This window comes from Stenotrophomonas sp. RG-453, from assembly GCF_033843685.1.
GTDB classification, from domain to species: Bacteria; Pseudomonadota; Gammaproteobacteria; order Xanthomonadales; family Xanthomonadaceae; genus Stenotrophomonas; species Stenotrophomonas bentonitica_A.
In genome coordinates, this window is record NZ_JAMYED010000006.1 from 317293 (window position 1) to 331613 (window position 14321).

14 protein-coding genes are annotated in these 14321 nt (G+C 68.9%); all 14 read right to left on the reverse strand.

Going from position 1 to position 14321, the window contains the following annotated elements; translation table 11 throughout:
- Nucleotides 1-21 precede the first annotated feature (21 nt).
- From NJD74_RS13835 to NJD74_RS13900, 14 genes are read right to left on the reverse strand one after another with little or no spacing between them, the layout of a single operon-like run.
- The gene (locus NJD74_RS13835; protein ID WP_070469991.1) at nt 22-1263 is read right to left on the reverse strand and encodes a beta-ketoacyl-ACP synthase; all 1242 of its coding nucleotides are present in this window, start codon (nt 1261-1263) and stop codon (nt 22-24) included.
- Nucleotides 1263-1994, reverse strand: coding sequence for a 3-oxoacyl-ACP reductase FabG (gene fabG, locus NJD74_RS13840; protein ID WP_284128624.1), 732 nt, complete (start codon nt 1992-1994; stop codon nt 1263-1265). Before fabG ends, NJD74_RS13835 begins: the two co-directional genes overlap by 1 nt.
- Complete coding sequence (locus tag NJD74_RS13845) at nt 1991-2452, reverse strand: hypothetical protein (protein WP_019185484.1); 462 nt, start codon at nt 2450-2452, stop codon at nt 1991-1993. The genes fabG and NJD74_RS13845 overlap by 4 nt, the downstream gene beginning before the upstream one ends.
- Nucleotides 2449-3636: a beta-ketoacyl-[acyl-carrier-protein] synthase family protein gene (locus NJD74_RS13850; protein ID WP_070469995.1), complete on the reverse strand. Its 1188-nt coding sequence runs from the start codon at nt 3634-3636 to the stop codon at nt 2449-2451. The genes NJD74_RS13845 and NJD74_RS13850 overlap by 4 nt, the downstream gene beginning before the upstream one ends.
- Nucleotides 3633-4184, reverse strand: a complete 552-nt coding sequence (locus NJD74_RS13855; protein WP_070469997.1) for a DUF3261 domain-containing protein — start codon at nt 4182-4184, stop codon at nt 3633-3635. Before NJD74_RS13855 ends, NJD74_RS13850 begins: the two co-directional genes overlap by 4 nt.
- The gene (locus NJD74_RS13860; RefSeq protein ID WP_070469998.1) at nt 4172-5413 is read right to left on the reverse strand and encodes an NAD(P)/FAD-dependent oxidoreductase; all 1242 of its coding nucleotides are present in this window, start codon (nt 5411-5413) and stop codon (nt 4172-4174) included. Before NJD74_RS13860 ends, NJD74_RS13855 begins: the two co-directional genes overlap by 13 nt.
- Nucleotides 5414-5455: 42 nt before the next feature.
- On the reverse strand, nt 5456-7801 hold the full coding sequence (locus tag NJD74_RS13865) for an MMPL family transporter (RefSeq protein WP_319624371.1): 2346 nt from the start codon (nt 7799-7801) through the stop codon (nt 5456-5458).
- Nucleotides 7794-8414: an outer membrane lipoprotein carrier protein LolA gene (locus tag NJD74_RS13870; RefSeq protein WP_102788691.1), complete on the reverse strand. Its 621-nt coding sequence runs from the start codon at nt 8412-8414 to the stop codon at nt 7794-7796. The genes NJD74_RS13865 and NJD74_RS13870 overlap by 8 nt, the downstream gene beginning before the upstream one ends.
- Nucleotides 8411-8833: a thioesterase family protein gene (locus tag NJD74_RS13875; RefSeq protein ID WP_046272607.1), complete on the reverse strand. Its 423-nt coding sequence runs from the start codon at nt 8831-8833 to the stop codon at nt 8411-8413. Before NJD74_RS13875 ends, NJD74_RS13870 begins: the two co-directional genes overlap by 4 nt.
- Nucleotides 8820-10376, reverse strand: coding sequence for an aromatic amino acid ammonia-lyase (locus NJD74_RS13880; RefSeq protein WP_070470005.1), 1557 nt, complete (start codon nt 10374-10376; stop codon nt 8820-8822). The genes NJD74_RS13875 and NJD74_RS13880 overlap by 14 nt, the downstream gene beginning before the upstream one ends.
- Nucleotides 10366-11313: an acyltransferase gene (locus tag NJD74_RS13885; RefSeq protein ID WP_319624372.1), complete on the reverse strand. Its 948-nt coding sequence runs from the start codon at nt 11311-11313 to the stop codon at nt 10366-10368. The genes NJD74_RS13880 and NJD74_RS13885 overlap by 11 nt, the downstream gene beginning before the upstream one ends.
- Entirely contained in the window at nt 11310-12095 is a 786-nt protein-coding gene (locus NJD74_RS13890; RefSeq protein ID WP_070470007.1) for a glycosyltransferase family 2 protein, read from the reverse strand. Before NJD74_RS13890 ends, NJD74_RS13885 begins: the two co-directional genes overlap by 4 nt.
- Entirely contained in the window at nt 12088-13773 is a 1686-nt protein-coding gene (locus NJD74_RS13895) for an AMP-binding protein (RefSeq protein WP_319624373.1), read from the reverse strand. Before NJD74_RS13895 ends, NJD74_RS13890 begins: the two co-directional genes overlap by 8 nt.
- Nucleotides 13766-14317: a membrane protein gene (locus NJD74_RS13900; RefSeq protein ID WP_019185495.1), complete on the reverse strand. Its 552-nt coding sequence runs from the start codon at nt 14315-14317 to the stop codon at nt 13766-13768. The genes NJD74_RS13895 and NJD74_RS13900 overlap by 8 nt, the downstream gene beginning before the upstream one ends.
- Nucleotides 14318-14321: the final 4 nt, after the last annotated feature.

Genomic DNA, 14321 nt, shown 5'->3' on the forward strand with positions numbered 1-14321 from the left:
GACGCGGGCCGGAAACTGCGGTCAATCCTGCCAGCGGCGGAAGATCAACGAGGTGTTGATGCCGCCGAAGGCGAAGTTGTTGCTCATGACGTAGTCGGTCTGCAAGGCACGGCCGTCGCCATGGATGTAATCCAGCGCACCGCAGCGGGGATCGACCTCGTGCAGGTTCAGGGTGGGGGCGAACCAGCCCTCGCGCATCATCTCGATGCTCAGCCAGGCCTCGAACGCGCCGCAGGCACCGAGCATGTGACCCACATAACTCTTGAGCGAGCTGATCGGCACGCCGGGGCCGAACACCTGGTGGGTGGCCTGGGTTTCGGCGATGTCGCCATGCTCGGTGGCGGTGCCGTGCGCGTTGACGTAACCGATCCGGTCGGCAGCCAGGTCGGCATCCTCCAGCGCCAGCCGCATGGCCTGCGCCATGGTCCCGGCGCTGGGCTGGGTGACGTGCTGGCCGTCGCTGTTGGTGCCGTAGCCGACCACTTCGGCCAGGATCGTGGCGCCGCGGGCCTGGGCATGCTCCAGCTCTTCCAGGATCAGCGTGCAGGCGCCCTCGCCCAGCACCAGGCCGTCGCGGTGGGCATCGAACGGACTGGGCGTGGTCTGCGGCGCATCGTTGCGCACGCTGGTGGCGAACAGGGTGTCGAACACGGCGGCGGCGGTGGCGTCGAGCTGCTCGGCACCGCCGGTGACCATCACGGTCTGCTTGCCGCTGCGGATCGCTTCATAGCCCGAGCCCACGCCCTGGCTGCCCGAGGTGCAGGCGCTGGAGGTGGTGTAGACCCGCCCGGACAAGCCGAAGAACACGCCGATGTTCACCGGCGAGGTGTGGCTCATCATCTTCAGGTAGGTGGTGGCGCTGATGCCTTCGGTGGTGTGCTCATGCAGCATCCGGCCGAACTCGGCGGTGGCCTCGTGGCTGCCCGAGGACGAGCCGTAGGCCACGCCGGCCATGCCACTGCGAAGCACCGGATGGCCGAGCAGGCCGGCCGCCTCCAGCGCCAGCTCGGTGGCACGCACCGACATCACCGCCACCTTGCCCATGCTGCGGGTGGTCTTGCGGTTGTAGTTGGACGGCAGCTCGAAATCTTCGGCCGGTGCGGCCAGGCGGGTGTTGAGGCCATCGAAGACCTCCCATTCGGGGATGTAGCGCACCGCATTGGTCCTGGCCTGCAGGCGCGCACGGATGCTCGCCCAGTCCTGCCCGAGCGGGCTGATGGCAGCCGCGCCGGTGACCACCACGCGACGATCGGGGCGGGCCATCAGACCATCCCTCCGTTCACCGAGATCACCTGGCGGGTGATGTAGCCGGCCGATTCGGAGAGCAGGAACGAGACCGCGGCAGCGACCTCCTCCGGCTGGCCCAGGCGGTTGGCCGGGATCAGCTTGAGCGCGTGCTCGACCACTTCTTCATTGACCATCTCGGTCTCGATCAGCCCGGGGGCCACGCAGTTGACCGTGATCGCGCGGCTGGCCAGCTCCAGCGCCAGCGCCTTGGTGGCGCCGATGATGCCGGCCTTGGCCGCGCTGTAGTTGGTCTGGCCGCGGTTGCCGACCAGGCCGGAGACCGAGGACAAGGTGACGATGCGGCCGGGCTTGCGCCGGCGCACCAGCGGCATCACCAGCGGGTGCAGCACGTTGTAGAAGCTGTCCAGGTTGGTGTGGATGACCGCATCCCAATCCTCGGCCGGCATCGCCGGGAAGGCGCCATCGCGGGCGATGCCGGCATTGCAGACCACCCCGTAATACGTGCCGTGCGCGTCGATGTCCGCTTCCAGCGCGGTACGCGCGGCATCGCGGTCGCTGACGTCGAACATGAGCACCCGGGCCTGTCGGCCCAGCGCCTGGATCTCGGCCACCACGGCCTGTGCTTCCTCGATGCGGCTGCGGCAATGCACCACCACATCGAAGCCGTCGCGCGCGCAACGCAGCGCCACGGCACGGCCGATGCCCCGGCTGGCGCCGGTCACCAGCACGGTCAGATTCCCTGTCATGCCTCTCCACTCTCCAGATAGGCCATCGCGTCCGTGGGTTCAAACACGGAGACGTTGGCAACCGCCATTTCGATATCGCCCGCCAGGATCCGGCAGGCGAACATGCCCAGGCCATTCTCGCCCAACAACTCGCAGTTCGCCTCCACCCGCAGGCAGCTGCCGGCGGCAAAGAACGGCTGGTGGGCGGTGTACCGGCGGGTGCCAAGCAGGAAGCCGATCGACGGCGCGCGGCCGGCGTGGCGTGCGCGGCACCCGGCCCAGGCGGCGATCGCCTGCGCCATGTACTCCACCCCGACCCAGGCGGGCACGCCATCAGGCGTGCAGAACAGCCCCTGCGCAGGCACGTCCACCTCAACGGCGATGGACTCGTCCTGCCAGGCCACCACGCGGTGGATCAGGCGCATGCTGTCGCGGTGCGGCAGCACCGCATCGATGTCATCGGGCAGCGGCATGCTCATCCTCGCGCCAGGGCCAGCACGGCGTTGCTGCCGCCGAAGGCGAACGAATGGCTGAGCACGTGCTGCAGCGGCTGCGCGGCACGCGTCCCGGGCGCCACCAGCGCCAGTGCCGGCAAGGCGTCATCGGGCTGCCCGTCCCACCAGTGGGTGGGCAGCTGCTGGTCCGGGTTGTCGGCCAGGGTCATCCAGCACAGCGCCGCTTCGATCGCGCCCGAGGCGCCGAGCGTGTGCCCGGTCAGAGGCTTGGTCGAGCTGGCCGGCACCTGCGTGCCCAGCACCGCGGCGACCGCCTGGCTTTCCATCGCATCGTTGTGACCGGTGGCGGTGCCATGCAGGTTCACGTAGTCGATCTGCGCCGGCGCCAGCCCGGCCCGGTCCAGGGCCTGCTGCATGGCATCGATCGCGCCACGTCCCTGCGGATCCGGCGCGGACATGTGGTGGGCATCGGACGATTCGCCCCAGCCGGACAGGCGCACCGGGCCCGGCTCGCGGGTCATCAGGAACAGCGCGGCGCCTTCGCCGATGTTGATGCCGCTGCGGTTTACCGAGAAGGGATTGCAGCGCACCGCCGAGACCGACTCCAGCGCGCTGAACCCGGCCACGGTGAAGCGGCACATCGAGTCCGCCCCGCCGGCGACCACCGCATCGACCACGCCGGCGCGCAGCAGGCGTGCGGCCGACATCAGCGCCTTGGCGCTGGACGAGCACGCGGTGGAGATCGTCCAGGCCGGGCCGGTGCTGCCGATCCGCTCACGCACGAAGCGCGCGGCGGTGCCCATTTCCTGCTGGGCGTAATGGAAATCCGCCGGCCACACGCCATCGCGGTGATAGGTGCGCAGTGCGTGCTCCGACTCGCCGATGCCCGAGGTGCTGGTACCGATGATCACCGCCACGCGCTCGGCACCAAAACGGGCGACGGCGGCATCGACGGCCTCGCGGATCTGGCCGAGCGCAGCGTCCAGCAGGCCGTTGTTGCGGCCGCGCAGGGCGACCGGCAGGTCGGCCAGGTCCGGCAGCGGCGCCTGCACTTCGCCCAGCGCCAGCGTGCGGCCGGGCAGGATGGTGTCGTTGTCGTGCAGCCCGCCGGGCTGCGCCGCGAACAGGCCCTCGCGCACCTGGGCGCGGTCGGCCCCCAGTGCGCAGATCACGCCCAGCTCGTTCAGATAGACCGCGCTGCTGCTCACTCTCGGCCCTGCCCCATGTCCATTGATTCGATCACCAGTTCGTAGCCCTCGGCCAGGTTGCGCAGCCGCACGCGACCATCGGGCAATGTCTCGCGCACCAGCCAGGGTGTGCCGCCCTGGACCAGGCTGCGCACGCCGTCGGTTTCCTGCAGGCTCCAGCCGTCCGGCAGCGCGGCACGGATCGCCGCGGCGGGCCACAACGCGAACTGCAGGTCGTCGAGCACGCGCTCGCCGCGCACCTGCGGCGGCAGCCACGGGGCCCGGGTCTGTTCCAGATGCTGCCCGTCCCAGACCATGCGCACGCCGGTCTGGCCCATCGCCTGCACCGCCAGCCGCACCTGTTCGGCATCCACCTCCAGCAGGGCATCCAGCTCACGCTCGTGGCTGCCGAAGCGGAACTGCAGGCGCTGCTGCAGCTGCACCGCCTGCGGCAATGCCGAGGGCGCCAGCTGCAGCACGGGCAGCTGTACCAGCGGCGTGGGCATGCGGGTGCTGGCGCATGCGGCCAGCAGCAGGCTCAACAACAGGGTCAGGATCAGGCGCTGCACAGTTCCTCCAGCACGCGCAGGCGCCGACCGCTGGCGTCGGCAACGTACGGATTGTTGGTATCCCAGGCATAGCCGGCCAGGATCGAGGAGATCATTCGGCGCACCCCCGGCTGCGGATCGGGATGGTAGATGATCTTCTGGAAGCCACCGGCGTACCAGGCCTCGACGAAGCGCCGGAAGGTTTTCACCCCGGCGCGCAGCGGCACCGAGAAGTCCTGTTCCCAGTCCACCGTTTCACCGGCGTGCTCGCGGGCCAGGCAATCGCTGGCCAGCTGGGCTGATTTGAACGCGATAGTCACCCCCGAGGAAAACACCGGATCGAGGAACTCGCCGGCGTTGCCGAGCAGGGCATAGCCTTCGCCCCACAACGAGGAGACATTGGCCGAGTACCCGGTGATGGTGCGCACCGGCAGCACCGCCCATTCGGCGTTCCCGAGCAGGCGGGCCAGGTTCGGATCCTCACCGACGATGGCCTGCAGCTTCTCCAGATCGGTGCCCGGGTAGCGCGCGAAGAAGCTCGGCTCGGCCACCACGCCCAGCGAACAGCAGCCGTTGGAGAACGGAATCGTCCAGTACCACACGTCCACGTGCTCGGGATGGGTGGTGATCAGGATCTTGTTGCGATCAAAGCCCGCGCCGGCCGGAATGTGGTCGCGCACATGGCAAAAGATCGCACCGCGCACCGGGAAATTCGACGGCGACTCCAGGTCCAGCAGGCGCGGCAGCAACCGGGCGAAGCCGCTGGCGTCGAGAATGAAACCGGCCTCGATGGTGTACTCGCTGCCATCGGGCCGGCGCACCTGCACCTGCGCCGGACGCCCGGGCTGCACGGACAGCACCTCATCACCGAAGCGCAGCGTAGCGCCCATGCGCTCGGCACCGCGCGCCAGCACGTCATCGAAGTCGGCGCGCTGCACCTGGTAGGTGGTGCCCCATCCCGGCGAGAACTTGTCGCGGAAATCAAACTCGGTGGTCGCCTCGCCGCGCACGAACGCCGCACCGTTCTTGTACTGGAACCCGGCCTGCACCACATCCTGCAGCAGCCCGGCCGCCTCGATGTATTCCATGCTCTGCGGCAGCAGGCTCTCGCCGATCGAGAACCGCGGGAACGCCTGGCGCTCCAGGATCAGCACCTGGCGCCCCTGCCGGCGCAGCATCGCCGCCGCCACGGAGCCGGCCGGGCCGGCGCCAATGACGAGGATTTCAGTACGTTCCACCTGCGGGTTCATCGATACATCCTTGATCAGATCATGAGAGGGAAACGCGGTCGCTCAGTGCGGTGCGTCGTGCGGTGGCGGGCGGAACAGCGGCGAGATCAGCCAGACCAGGCCGATGCCGAACAACAGGGTCAAGCCGAAGGCGCGCAGCGCCGGCGTGGCCGACAGCCCGAGCAGGCCGAACGACAACCAGGTGCTGGCCGCGCCCACGCAGACCGCGAGCCAGGCACTGGCATCACCGCGGTGTTCGATCAGGAAGATGCCGTAGTCGATGCCCATGCCGAGCAGCAGCATCAGCGCGAGGACGTTGAACAGTTGCAGTGGCTGGCCGAACAGCCCCAGCAGCGCCAGTGTCAGTGCGCCGGCGATCAGGGTCGGGGCGAGCACGCGCCAGGCCTGGCCGCGGTAGCGCCAGAACAGCACCGCAAACACCAGCGCGATGCCGATCAGCAGCAGCCCGCTCATCAGCTTGCGGTAATGCTTGAGCAGCTGCGAGAAATCGGCGGTACGGTCCACCCACCGCACGCCATCGATGCCCTTGGCCTGTGCTTCCAGCAGCGCCAGCGCATCGGCACGCGAGAGGTCATCGACCATCACCACCGACGCCACGCCCTGCCCGACCGCGCCCAGCCACAGATGTCGGAACGGCATGGCTGCCGGCGAGGCAAGGAAGGCGTCGGCCTGCAGGTCCTGCGCAGCATAGGCCGGGCGCAGCAGTGGCTCACCCACCGCCGCACCGACCCGTGCCAGCACCTGCGGCTCGACCTTGGCGGTCAGGGCCGCATCGGCATGTTGGCGCTGCTGCGAGGGCAGCCAGTCGCTGATCGCACGGTAGCCGCCGATCTGCTTGTCTGCTTCCAGCACGCGCAGGCGGTCGATCAGCGCTTCTTCGCGCTCGAGCACCTGCTCGGCGGTATCACCCTGGACCAGATAGAACTGCGCCGGGCTGGGCATGCCCAGCATCTGGCTGATGCGGATCTGCTGGGCGATCAGCTCCGGTGGCGACGACTGCAGGCTGCGCAGGTCATCGTTGGTCTGCAGGCGCGCGATGCCGATCGCCGAGAGCAGCGTCACCACGCCCAGGAACATCGCCGCCTTGCGCCCATGCAGGCGCGGCCAGCGCTCCAGCGTGGCGCCGAGCCAGCGGGCGAAGCGGGTACGACGGATTTCGCCGCCATCCAGCCACGGGAACCAGAAGATCACGGTCAGGAAGGCGGCGGCCAGGCCCACCACCGAGAACAGCGCCATCTGGCGCAGCCCCGGGAACGGGGCCAGCCCCAGCGCGAGATACGCCAGCGCGCTGGTCAGCAACGCCAGCCACAGGCCCGGCAGCAGATGCCGCAGCAGCTTCCAGCGACGGTCAGCCGGCTCCGCCTGGCGCGAGGCGAACCAGTGGATGCCGTAGTCCTCGGCAACACCGACCAGTGACGCACCAAACACCAGCGTCAGCACATGCACCTTGCCGAACACCAGCACCGTCACCGCCAGCGCGACGCCACAGCCGATCAGCAGCGAGGCGGCCACCAGCAGGATCGGGCGCAGCGAACGGAACGCCAGCCATACCAGCAGCAGTACCGCGGCCAGCGACCCCCAGCCGATCGTATTGATCTCCCAGTTGGCCTGCACGGCCGCGGCTTCCGCATGCAGCGGGACGCCGGCACGCAGCACTTCCAGACCCGGCGCCTGCTTCATGGCGGCCTCGGCGGCGGTGTCCAGCAGCAGGTCGATATGGCGCTCGCCATCGAGCTGGAACGCCGAGCCGACCGTGTCGTACTGCACGATCGACCAATGCTTTCCATCGGCTTCCAGCAGGCCGTCATCGCCCATCTGCAGGCCCGAACCCAGCGCGCGCTCCTGCCACCACTGCGGCCACAGCGAGAGCGGATCCTGGCGCCACTCGGTCAGGCGCGGCGCGCCCATCGGGCCGTACAGCGCCGCCAGTGCCGATTCGGCCAGGCCATCGGTGGGTTCGTTCTGCAGCCGCTCGCGCTGTGCACTGGTCAGCAGGCGGTCGCGATACGGTGTGTAGAACGCCCGTGCCTGATCGAACCAGCCTTCGATCGAGCCGCTTTCCTGGAGCAGCGGGGCAGCGCCCCGCTCCACCTTGATGGCATCGCGGAATGCGGCCTCGGCCGCCTTGGTCTGCGCCGCATCGGTACTGCCCAGCAACACCACGATCTGGCGCGCGTTGGCATCGGCGATACGGCGGGTGACATCGGAGAGCAGGCGGTCGTGCGCATCCTGCGGCAACAGCGCGAGGATGTCGGTATCGATCCGCGATTCGCTCTTCCACAACTGCCATTGCTGCACGCCCAGGCCGATCAGCACCAGCAGCCAGGCAATGGCCAGCCAGCGCCAGAGGCGCTGCAGGCGGCCGTTGGACGTCAGCACGTCATTCAAACTTGCGGCCCTCGTCGGCGCTCAACGCCGCCGGCGTATCGCTCATGCCGGCAAAGTGGATGCGGGTGACATCCTGGTTGGCCTCGTTGATCTGCACCTCGCGCACGTAGCGGTCACCGCTCAGAGTGAGCTGCGCAAACACCTTGCCGAGCATCGCCGAGCGCGGCGTCAGCTGCATGCGCCAGGCATTGCCGGGCAACACCTCGACCTTGACCGTGAACTGCGCGGACAGCGCCTGCGCATCGCCGCTCATCAACGCGAACATGATCGCGTTGACCGAGCGCATCGCCGGCTGCTGGCGGCCATCCAGTTCCACCCGGCTGCTGCCATCGCTTTGCCGGCTGAGGATGCGGTCGCGGGTGACCACCACCTCGGAGGGGAACGGCTTGAGCGTGGTCCAGACCACCCCGTGGTCCTGGGCCAGCACGAAGCGACCCTGCGAGCGCAGCGGGTTCTTGAACCCGGCGACCTGTTTCTCCTGGGTGAACTCGCCGCGCAGCACGTCGACCTTGGCCACGCGCTGCTTGACTGCCTCCACATCGGTGGCGGCGAACGCCGGGGCGACCATGGCCAGCATCAGCAGCACGCACAGCATGCTCAGGAAACGGTTCATTGCGGTTGCACTCCCAGACGCTCCCACAGCACCGGCGGGCACAGGTAGAGCATTTCATTGGTGGCCGCGTCGACCGCGACCTGGATGGTATGGGCGCGGGTCAGCGTAGTACCGCTGTCCGCATCCACGATTTCATAGGCGATCTTCAGGCGGTTTTCCCACTCGGTGATCGTGGCGCGCACGCGCAGTGCCTGGCCGTACAGCAGCGGGCGGATGTACTTCACCCGCGCATCGACCACCGGCCACAGGTAACCGGAATCGCGCATCTGCGGGTAGTCGTAATCATGGCGCTGCAGCAGGGCGCAACGCGCGATCTCGAAGTACTTGAAATAGTTGCCGTGCCAGACCACCTGCATCGCATCGCAGTCATGGAAGGCCGGCGACAGCGCGACCTCGAAGCTCAGATCATTCGTGGACATACAGCTCCCAGCGCCGTGCGCGGATATCGTCCAGCAGGGCGCGCAGCTCGCCATCCAGCGCGCGATCCTCCTCGATCAGGGCGATGCGCTCGGACAGGTCCTGGTACATCGCGGCCAGATCGCCGTGCAGCGTGGCCTTCATGCCGACGCGCTCACGCAGCGCCACGCCTTGGCGGGCGGTGATCAGCAGCGCCGCCACGACCTGCTCGGTCAGCTCGATCACACGCAGGCAGTCGCGCGCGGCGATGGTGCCCATGCTGACCTTGTCCTGGTTGTGGCATTCGGTGGAACGCGAGAACACCGAGGCCGGCATGGTCTGCTTGAGCGCTTCGGCGGTCCACGCCGAGACACTGATCTGCAGCGCCTTCAGACCGTGGTTGATCGCCGCGCGCTCACCGGTGGCGGCCGACAGGTTGGCCGGCAAGCCATGGTTGAAGCGTGCATCCACCACCAGCGCCATCTGCCGGTCGAGCAGGTCGGCCAGATTGGCGATGGTGTTCTTCAGCGCGTCCATCGCGAAGGCGATGTGGCCGCCGTAGAAGTGGCCACCATGCAGGATGCGCTCGCCCTCGACATCGATCAGCGGGTTGTCGTTGGCGCTGTTGAGTTCGGTTTCGATCAGCTGGCGGAAGAACGGCAGGGCGTCCTGCACCACGCCGATCACGTGCGGGGCGCAGCGCAGCGAGTACCGGTCCTGCAGGCGCTGTTCGTTGCGCGGCGGCCGGTCGCTGTGCAGGTCCTGGCGCAGGCGCGCGGCGATCCGGGTCTGCCCCGGGTGCGGCTTGGCTGCGAACAGCATTTCATCGAAATGGTGCGCGTTGCCGTCGCTGGCCAGCACGTTGAAGGCGGTCAGGCGCGTGGCCAGCCTGGTCAGGTAGTCGGCGCGGTCGTACGCCAGGCAGGCCAGCGCCGTCATCACGGCGGTGCCGTTCATGATCGCCAGGCCTTCCTTGGGGCGCAGCCGCAGCGGCGCCATGCCTATCTCGGCCAGCACCTCGGCCGCCGGGCGGCGCGACCCCTGGTACATCACCTCGCGCTCGCCGCAAAGCACCGCGGCCACGTAGGACAGCGGGGTGAGGTCGCCGCTGGCGCCGACCGAGCCTTCGGCCGGGATCAGCGGCAGCACGTCATGCCGCAGCAGCGTGGCCAGGCCCTGCAGCAGCGGGTGGCTGACCCCGGACATGCCGCGCACCAGCGAAGCCAGGCGCGCGGCGATCACGGCACGGGTTTCCTGCGGGTCCAGGAAACGCCCCAGGCCACAGCCGTGATAGGTGAACAGGTGGTGCGGCAGTTCGGCCACCAGCGCCGGCGGAATGTTGACCGTGCACGAATCGCCGTAGCCGGTGGTCACCCCGTAGATGACGCCGTCTTCGCGCAGCAGGCGATCGAGGAAGTCCGCGCCGCGCTGGATGCGCGCGGTGAACGCGGCATCGTCGGTGACCACGGCCTGGGCCTGGCGCTGTGACAGCGCGACCACGTCTTCGATGGTCAGCGGCGCATCGCCGAAGCGGACGGAGGGTGCCTGATCGGCCTTACTTGCCATGAGATGCCTGATCCCAGAAGGGGAAGAAATTGAACCAGTCCAAGGGTGCCTGGGTGACCTGAACTTCCAGCCACCGGGCGAAATGTTCCGCCTGCGCGGTCAGCGCGGCGTCACGCGAACCGCGCGGCAATACGATGCGGTCGGTGAACTGTTCAAAGCGCACCTGGTAGCCACGCCCGTGATGCAGGCAGGCCATGGTGTAGACCGGGCAGGCCAGCGCGGCGGCCAGTACATAGGCGCCGATCGGGAACTGCGCGGTGTGGCCGAGGAACGGGGCCGGCACGGTGCGCCCGCCACGCAGCGGCACGCGGTCGCCGACGATGGCCACGAAACCACCCGCCTCGACCCGGCGCTGCAGCTCGACCGCGGTGGCCGGGCCCATGTCGGTGACCTGCAGCAGCTCCACCGAGGCCAGCGGATCGAGCCGCTGCATCAGGCGGTTGAAGCGCTGCGCGTGCGCGGTGTGGACCAGCACGGTGATGTGGAAGCCCGGCACCCGCTCGGCCAATACCTGGCACAGCTCCAGGCAGCCGATGTGCGCAGTTAGGATCAGCCCGCCTTCGCGGCGCGCGATCTTGTCCAGCACCAGGTCGCGCTGCAGATGGATGTGCTCGGGCGGATAGCGGCCGCCCAGGCCGAGCAGCTTGTCGAGCATGGTGTCGGCAAACAGCGCGAAGTGCTTCAGGCTCTGCCAGCGCCCGGGTGCCGAGGGGAACACGCCGGTATGGGCCTGCAGCCGCTCCAGGTACTGCAGCGACGATTCGCGCGCGACCCGGTTGCTCAACCAGTGGCAGAGCACCACCGGGTACACGCACAGCCGGAACGGCCAGCGGCCGAACCAGCGGTGCACCCAGCACAGGAACAGCACGCCGGCGGCCGAGGTGGACTCGCCGATGTCGGCCCAGTGCGGGGCAATGCCGGGGGCGGGCGTGGTCATGCGCCGGGCCCTGCGATGCGCTGCCACAGCAGCCGCGGCGCGCGCCACAGCATTCCGACGAACAGGCGCGCGTGCATGCGGCTGATGCGCACGTTGTCGCGCCACACATCGAAGTGCGAGACGCCGTCGCTGGGATAGGTAACGGCGGTCGGCACACTGATCACCTTCACCCCACGCCAGAACAGCCGCACCAGGATTTCACTGTCGAAATCCATGCGCCGGCCGATGGTTTCCTCGCCCATCAGGCGGATCACCGGGGCCAGTGGATACAGGCGGAAGCCACACATCGAGTCGCGGATCTGCAGCGACAGCGTGTTGATCCAGACCCAGATATGCGTGGCGTAGCGACCGTACAGGCGCGCCTTGGGCACGCTGGCGTCATAGCGCGGGATACCACAGATCACCGCCTCCGGCTGCGCCTGCGACAGCGCGACGAAACGGGGGATATCGGCAGTCTCGTGCTGGCCGTCGGCATCTATCTGCAGCACGTGGCTGTAGCCCAGGCGCGCGGCTTCGGCAAAGCCGGCCAGCATCGCGCCACCCTTGCCCTGGTTCACCGCCAGCCGCAGCAGCGTCACCTGCGGTGCGTGCTCGCGGGCCAGCGCATCAAGCACCTGCGCGCACTCCCGGTGCGAGCCATCGTCGACCAGCAGGCACGGCTGCCCACTGGCCAGCACGCCCTGCACCACCGCACCGATCGCATGCGCGTGGTCGTACACCGGGATCACCACCAGCGGGGCGAAGGCCGACCTGCTCATGCCGTCACCGGAGTCATCACGCATCACCAAACACCACCCGGCCGCTGGCGTGCACGCCATGGACGGAGACGTAGCGGAAGCTCATCGCCGACCTGGCCGCATCCCAGCCCAGGCTCAGCTGCAGGCAGTCGCCCGGGCGGGCCACGTGCTGGAACTTGACCGCGTCCATGCGCAGGAACTGCGGCGGCATCGTGAATGCGCTGCGGCCGTAGTGGATCGCCCAGTCCAGCTGGACCACGCCGGGCAGGATCCTGGCCTGCGGGAAGTGCCCGTCGAATGCGACCAGGTCCGGATCCAGCACGAGCTGCAGCGAGGCGCTGGTGGCATCGCGCTGCTGCCACTCGGGGGTCGGCATCAGCGGCCGGAACAGGGCCGCCAGTGCCGCGGCAGTAACCTTGCCCTGCGCGTTGAGCGGCAGTTCGTCGATGAAACGCCAGCGGCGCGGCCGGGTCACGGCATCGTGGCTTTGGGCCAGATGCGCGCCGAGCTGCTGCGCCTGGCGGCGGCGCTGTGCATCGTCCCAGTTCGCGGCGCCCGCCGCCTGCGGCACCACCACGGCGGCCAGCTGTTCGCGCGCGCCCGGCAGCACCAGCACGCGCACGTCCTGCACCGCCGGGTGCGCACGCAGCTGCTGTTCGAGGGCGTCCAGCGAGACGCGGCGCTCTTCGATCTTGACGATGCGGTCGGCGCGGCCGAGCAGCCGGAAGCTGTGGCCGTCATCGGCGACGGCGCGGTCCTGGGTCAGCCACCAGTCGTCGTTGTCCAGGTGCGGCGAACGCACCGCCAGGCAACCTTCCTCGATCCGCCAGGCAACGCCCGGCAACGGATGCCACTGCGGCTGGGCGGCACTCCAGCGCCGCCAGGCCACGCCACCGGTCTCGCTGCTGCCGAAGACCTCGGTCGGGGCCACGCCCATCAGGGCGCGGACCTGCAGCGCCGCCTCGGTCGGCAGCGGGCCACCGGAGGAGAACACCGCACGCAGCTGGCCGCCCAGCGAGGACCAGTCCAGCTGTTCGGGCAACCGTTTGAGGTGGGCCGGGGTCGCCACCAGCACCGACGGCTGGCCGCCCAGCGCGCTGACCAGATCCTCATGGAAAAACCGGCGCGGCTGGATCGCGCGGCCGGCCACCAGCGGCCACAGCACGCGGAACAGCAGGCCGTAGATGTGCTGGTGCGAGACCGTGCCCTGCACCTGCGCGCCGTCCATCTGCTCGCCGAAGGCGGCCTGCAACGCATCCACCTCGCGGGTCAGCTGGCGCATGCGTTTGACGATCGCGCTCGGCGCACCGGTGCTGCCGGAGGTGAACACCACCAGTGCCAGTGCGGCTTCATCCAGCGGTTGCAGCACGACGGCGGGATCGACCTCCGGATCCGGCTGCAGCGGCGCATAGCGCGCCGGCACGTCACCCGCAAAACCGGCCACGCGCGGGCTCAATCCTTCCAGCGTGGCCGGCAGGTTGTCGCCTCCGAGGAACACGCGCTTGCCGGCATGCCACGCCCCCAGCAGGGCGGCGGCGAAGGTGAGCGTGTCATCGAAATACAGCGCCCAGTCGGTGCCGGGCGCGCGTGCGAAGGCCTGCTGCCAGCGCAGCACCTGCGTGCGGAACTGCGGATGGTCCACCACGGTGTCGCCGGCCATGCCGACGATGCGGCCCGGGCGCGGCACCAGCGCCAACCGGTCCAGTGCGATCCACTCAGCCATGCGCATGCGCCGCCTTGACCCGTCGCCGGACCAGCCATTCCCCACCAAACAGAGCACCCATCATCACGTACGCCAACAATCCGTTGTAGAACGCCCAGACCTGGTTGGACGCCCACAGCGCCGTGGCCAGGGCCAGACTTCCGTTGAGAACAAAGAAGCCGCACCAGATCCAGGTGACCCGGCGGGTATAGATCACGGCGAACGGCGGCAGGTCCGGCTCGCTCAGCCGCGCCAGGCGCTCCACCGCGCTGGGGCCGAAGCGCAGGCTGGTCGCGAAGATCACCAGCATCACCGCATTCACCAGCGCCGGGTACAGCTTCAGCGGCAGCGCCTGGTTGAAGGCCGTGGCGACCAGGGCGAGCACGCCGGTACCGAGCGCGGCCACCCACCACACCGCCTGGCGGGTGGTCAGCGCGCGCAGCGCGGCCAGGGTGAACAGCAGCAGCGACAACCAGCGCGGCTCGAACCGGCCCAGCGACAGGTACACCACCAGCGGGTATGCCAGCGACAGCAACGCAAACGCCGCGACGCGTACCCGGACCATGGTC

Bases quoted from the DNA above. Each gene is read 5' to 3' on its own strand.
- NJD74_RS13835 (WP_070469991.1), bottom strand. From the start codon at position 1,263: ATGGCCCGCCCCGATCGTCGCGTGGTGGTCACCGGCGCGGCTGCCATC.
- NJD74_RS13880 (WP_070470005.1), bottom strand. From the start codon at position 10,376: ATGGCAAGTAAGGCCGATCAGGCACCCTCCGTCCGCTTCGGCGATGCG.
- NJD74_RS13860 (WP_070469998.1), bottom strand. From the start codon at position 5,413: ATGAACCCGCAGGTGGAACGTACTGAAATCCTCGTCATTGGCGCCGGC.
- fabG (WP_284128624.1), bottom strand. From the start codon at position 1,994: ATGACAGGGAATCTGACCGTGCTGGTGACCGGCGCCAGCCGGGGCATC.
- NJD74_RS13900 (WP_019185495.1), bottom strand. From the start codon at position 14,317: ATGGTCCGGGTACGCGTCGCGGCGTTTGCGTTGCTGTCGCTGGCATAC.
- NJD74_RS13895 (WP_319624373.1), bottom strand. From the start codon at position 13,773: ATGGCTGAGTGGATCGCACTGGACCGGTTGGCGCTGGTGCCGCGCCCG.
- NJD74_RS13885 (WP_319624372.1), bottom strand. From the start codon at position 11,313: ATGACCACGCCCGCCCCCGGCATTGCCCCGCACTGGGCCGACATCGGC.
- NJD74_RS13845 (WP_019185484.1), bottom strand. From the start codon at position 2,452: ATGAGCATGCCGCTGCCCGATGACATCGATGCGGTGCTGCCGCACCGC.
- NJD74_RS13890 (WP_070470007.1), bottom strand. From the start codon at position 12,095: ATGCGTGATGACTCCGGTGACGGCATGAGCAGGTCGGCCTTCGCCCCG.
- NJD74_RS13875 (WP_046272607.1), bottom strand. From the start codon at position 8,833: ATGTCCACGAATGATCTGAGCTTCGAGGTCGCGCTGTCGCCGGCCTTC.
- NJD74_RS13870 (WP_102788691.1), bottom strand. From the start codon at position 8,414: ATGAACCGTTTCCTGAGCATGCTGTGCGTGCTGCTGATGCTGGCCATG.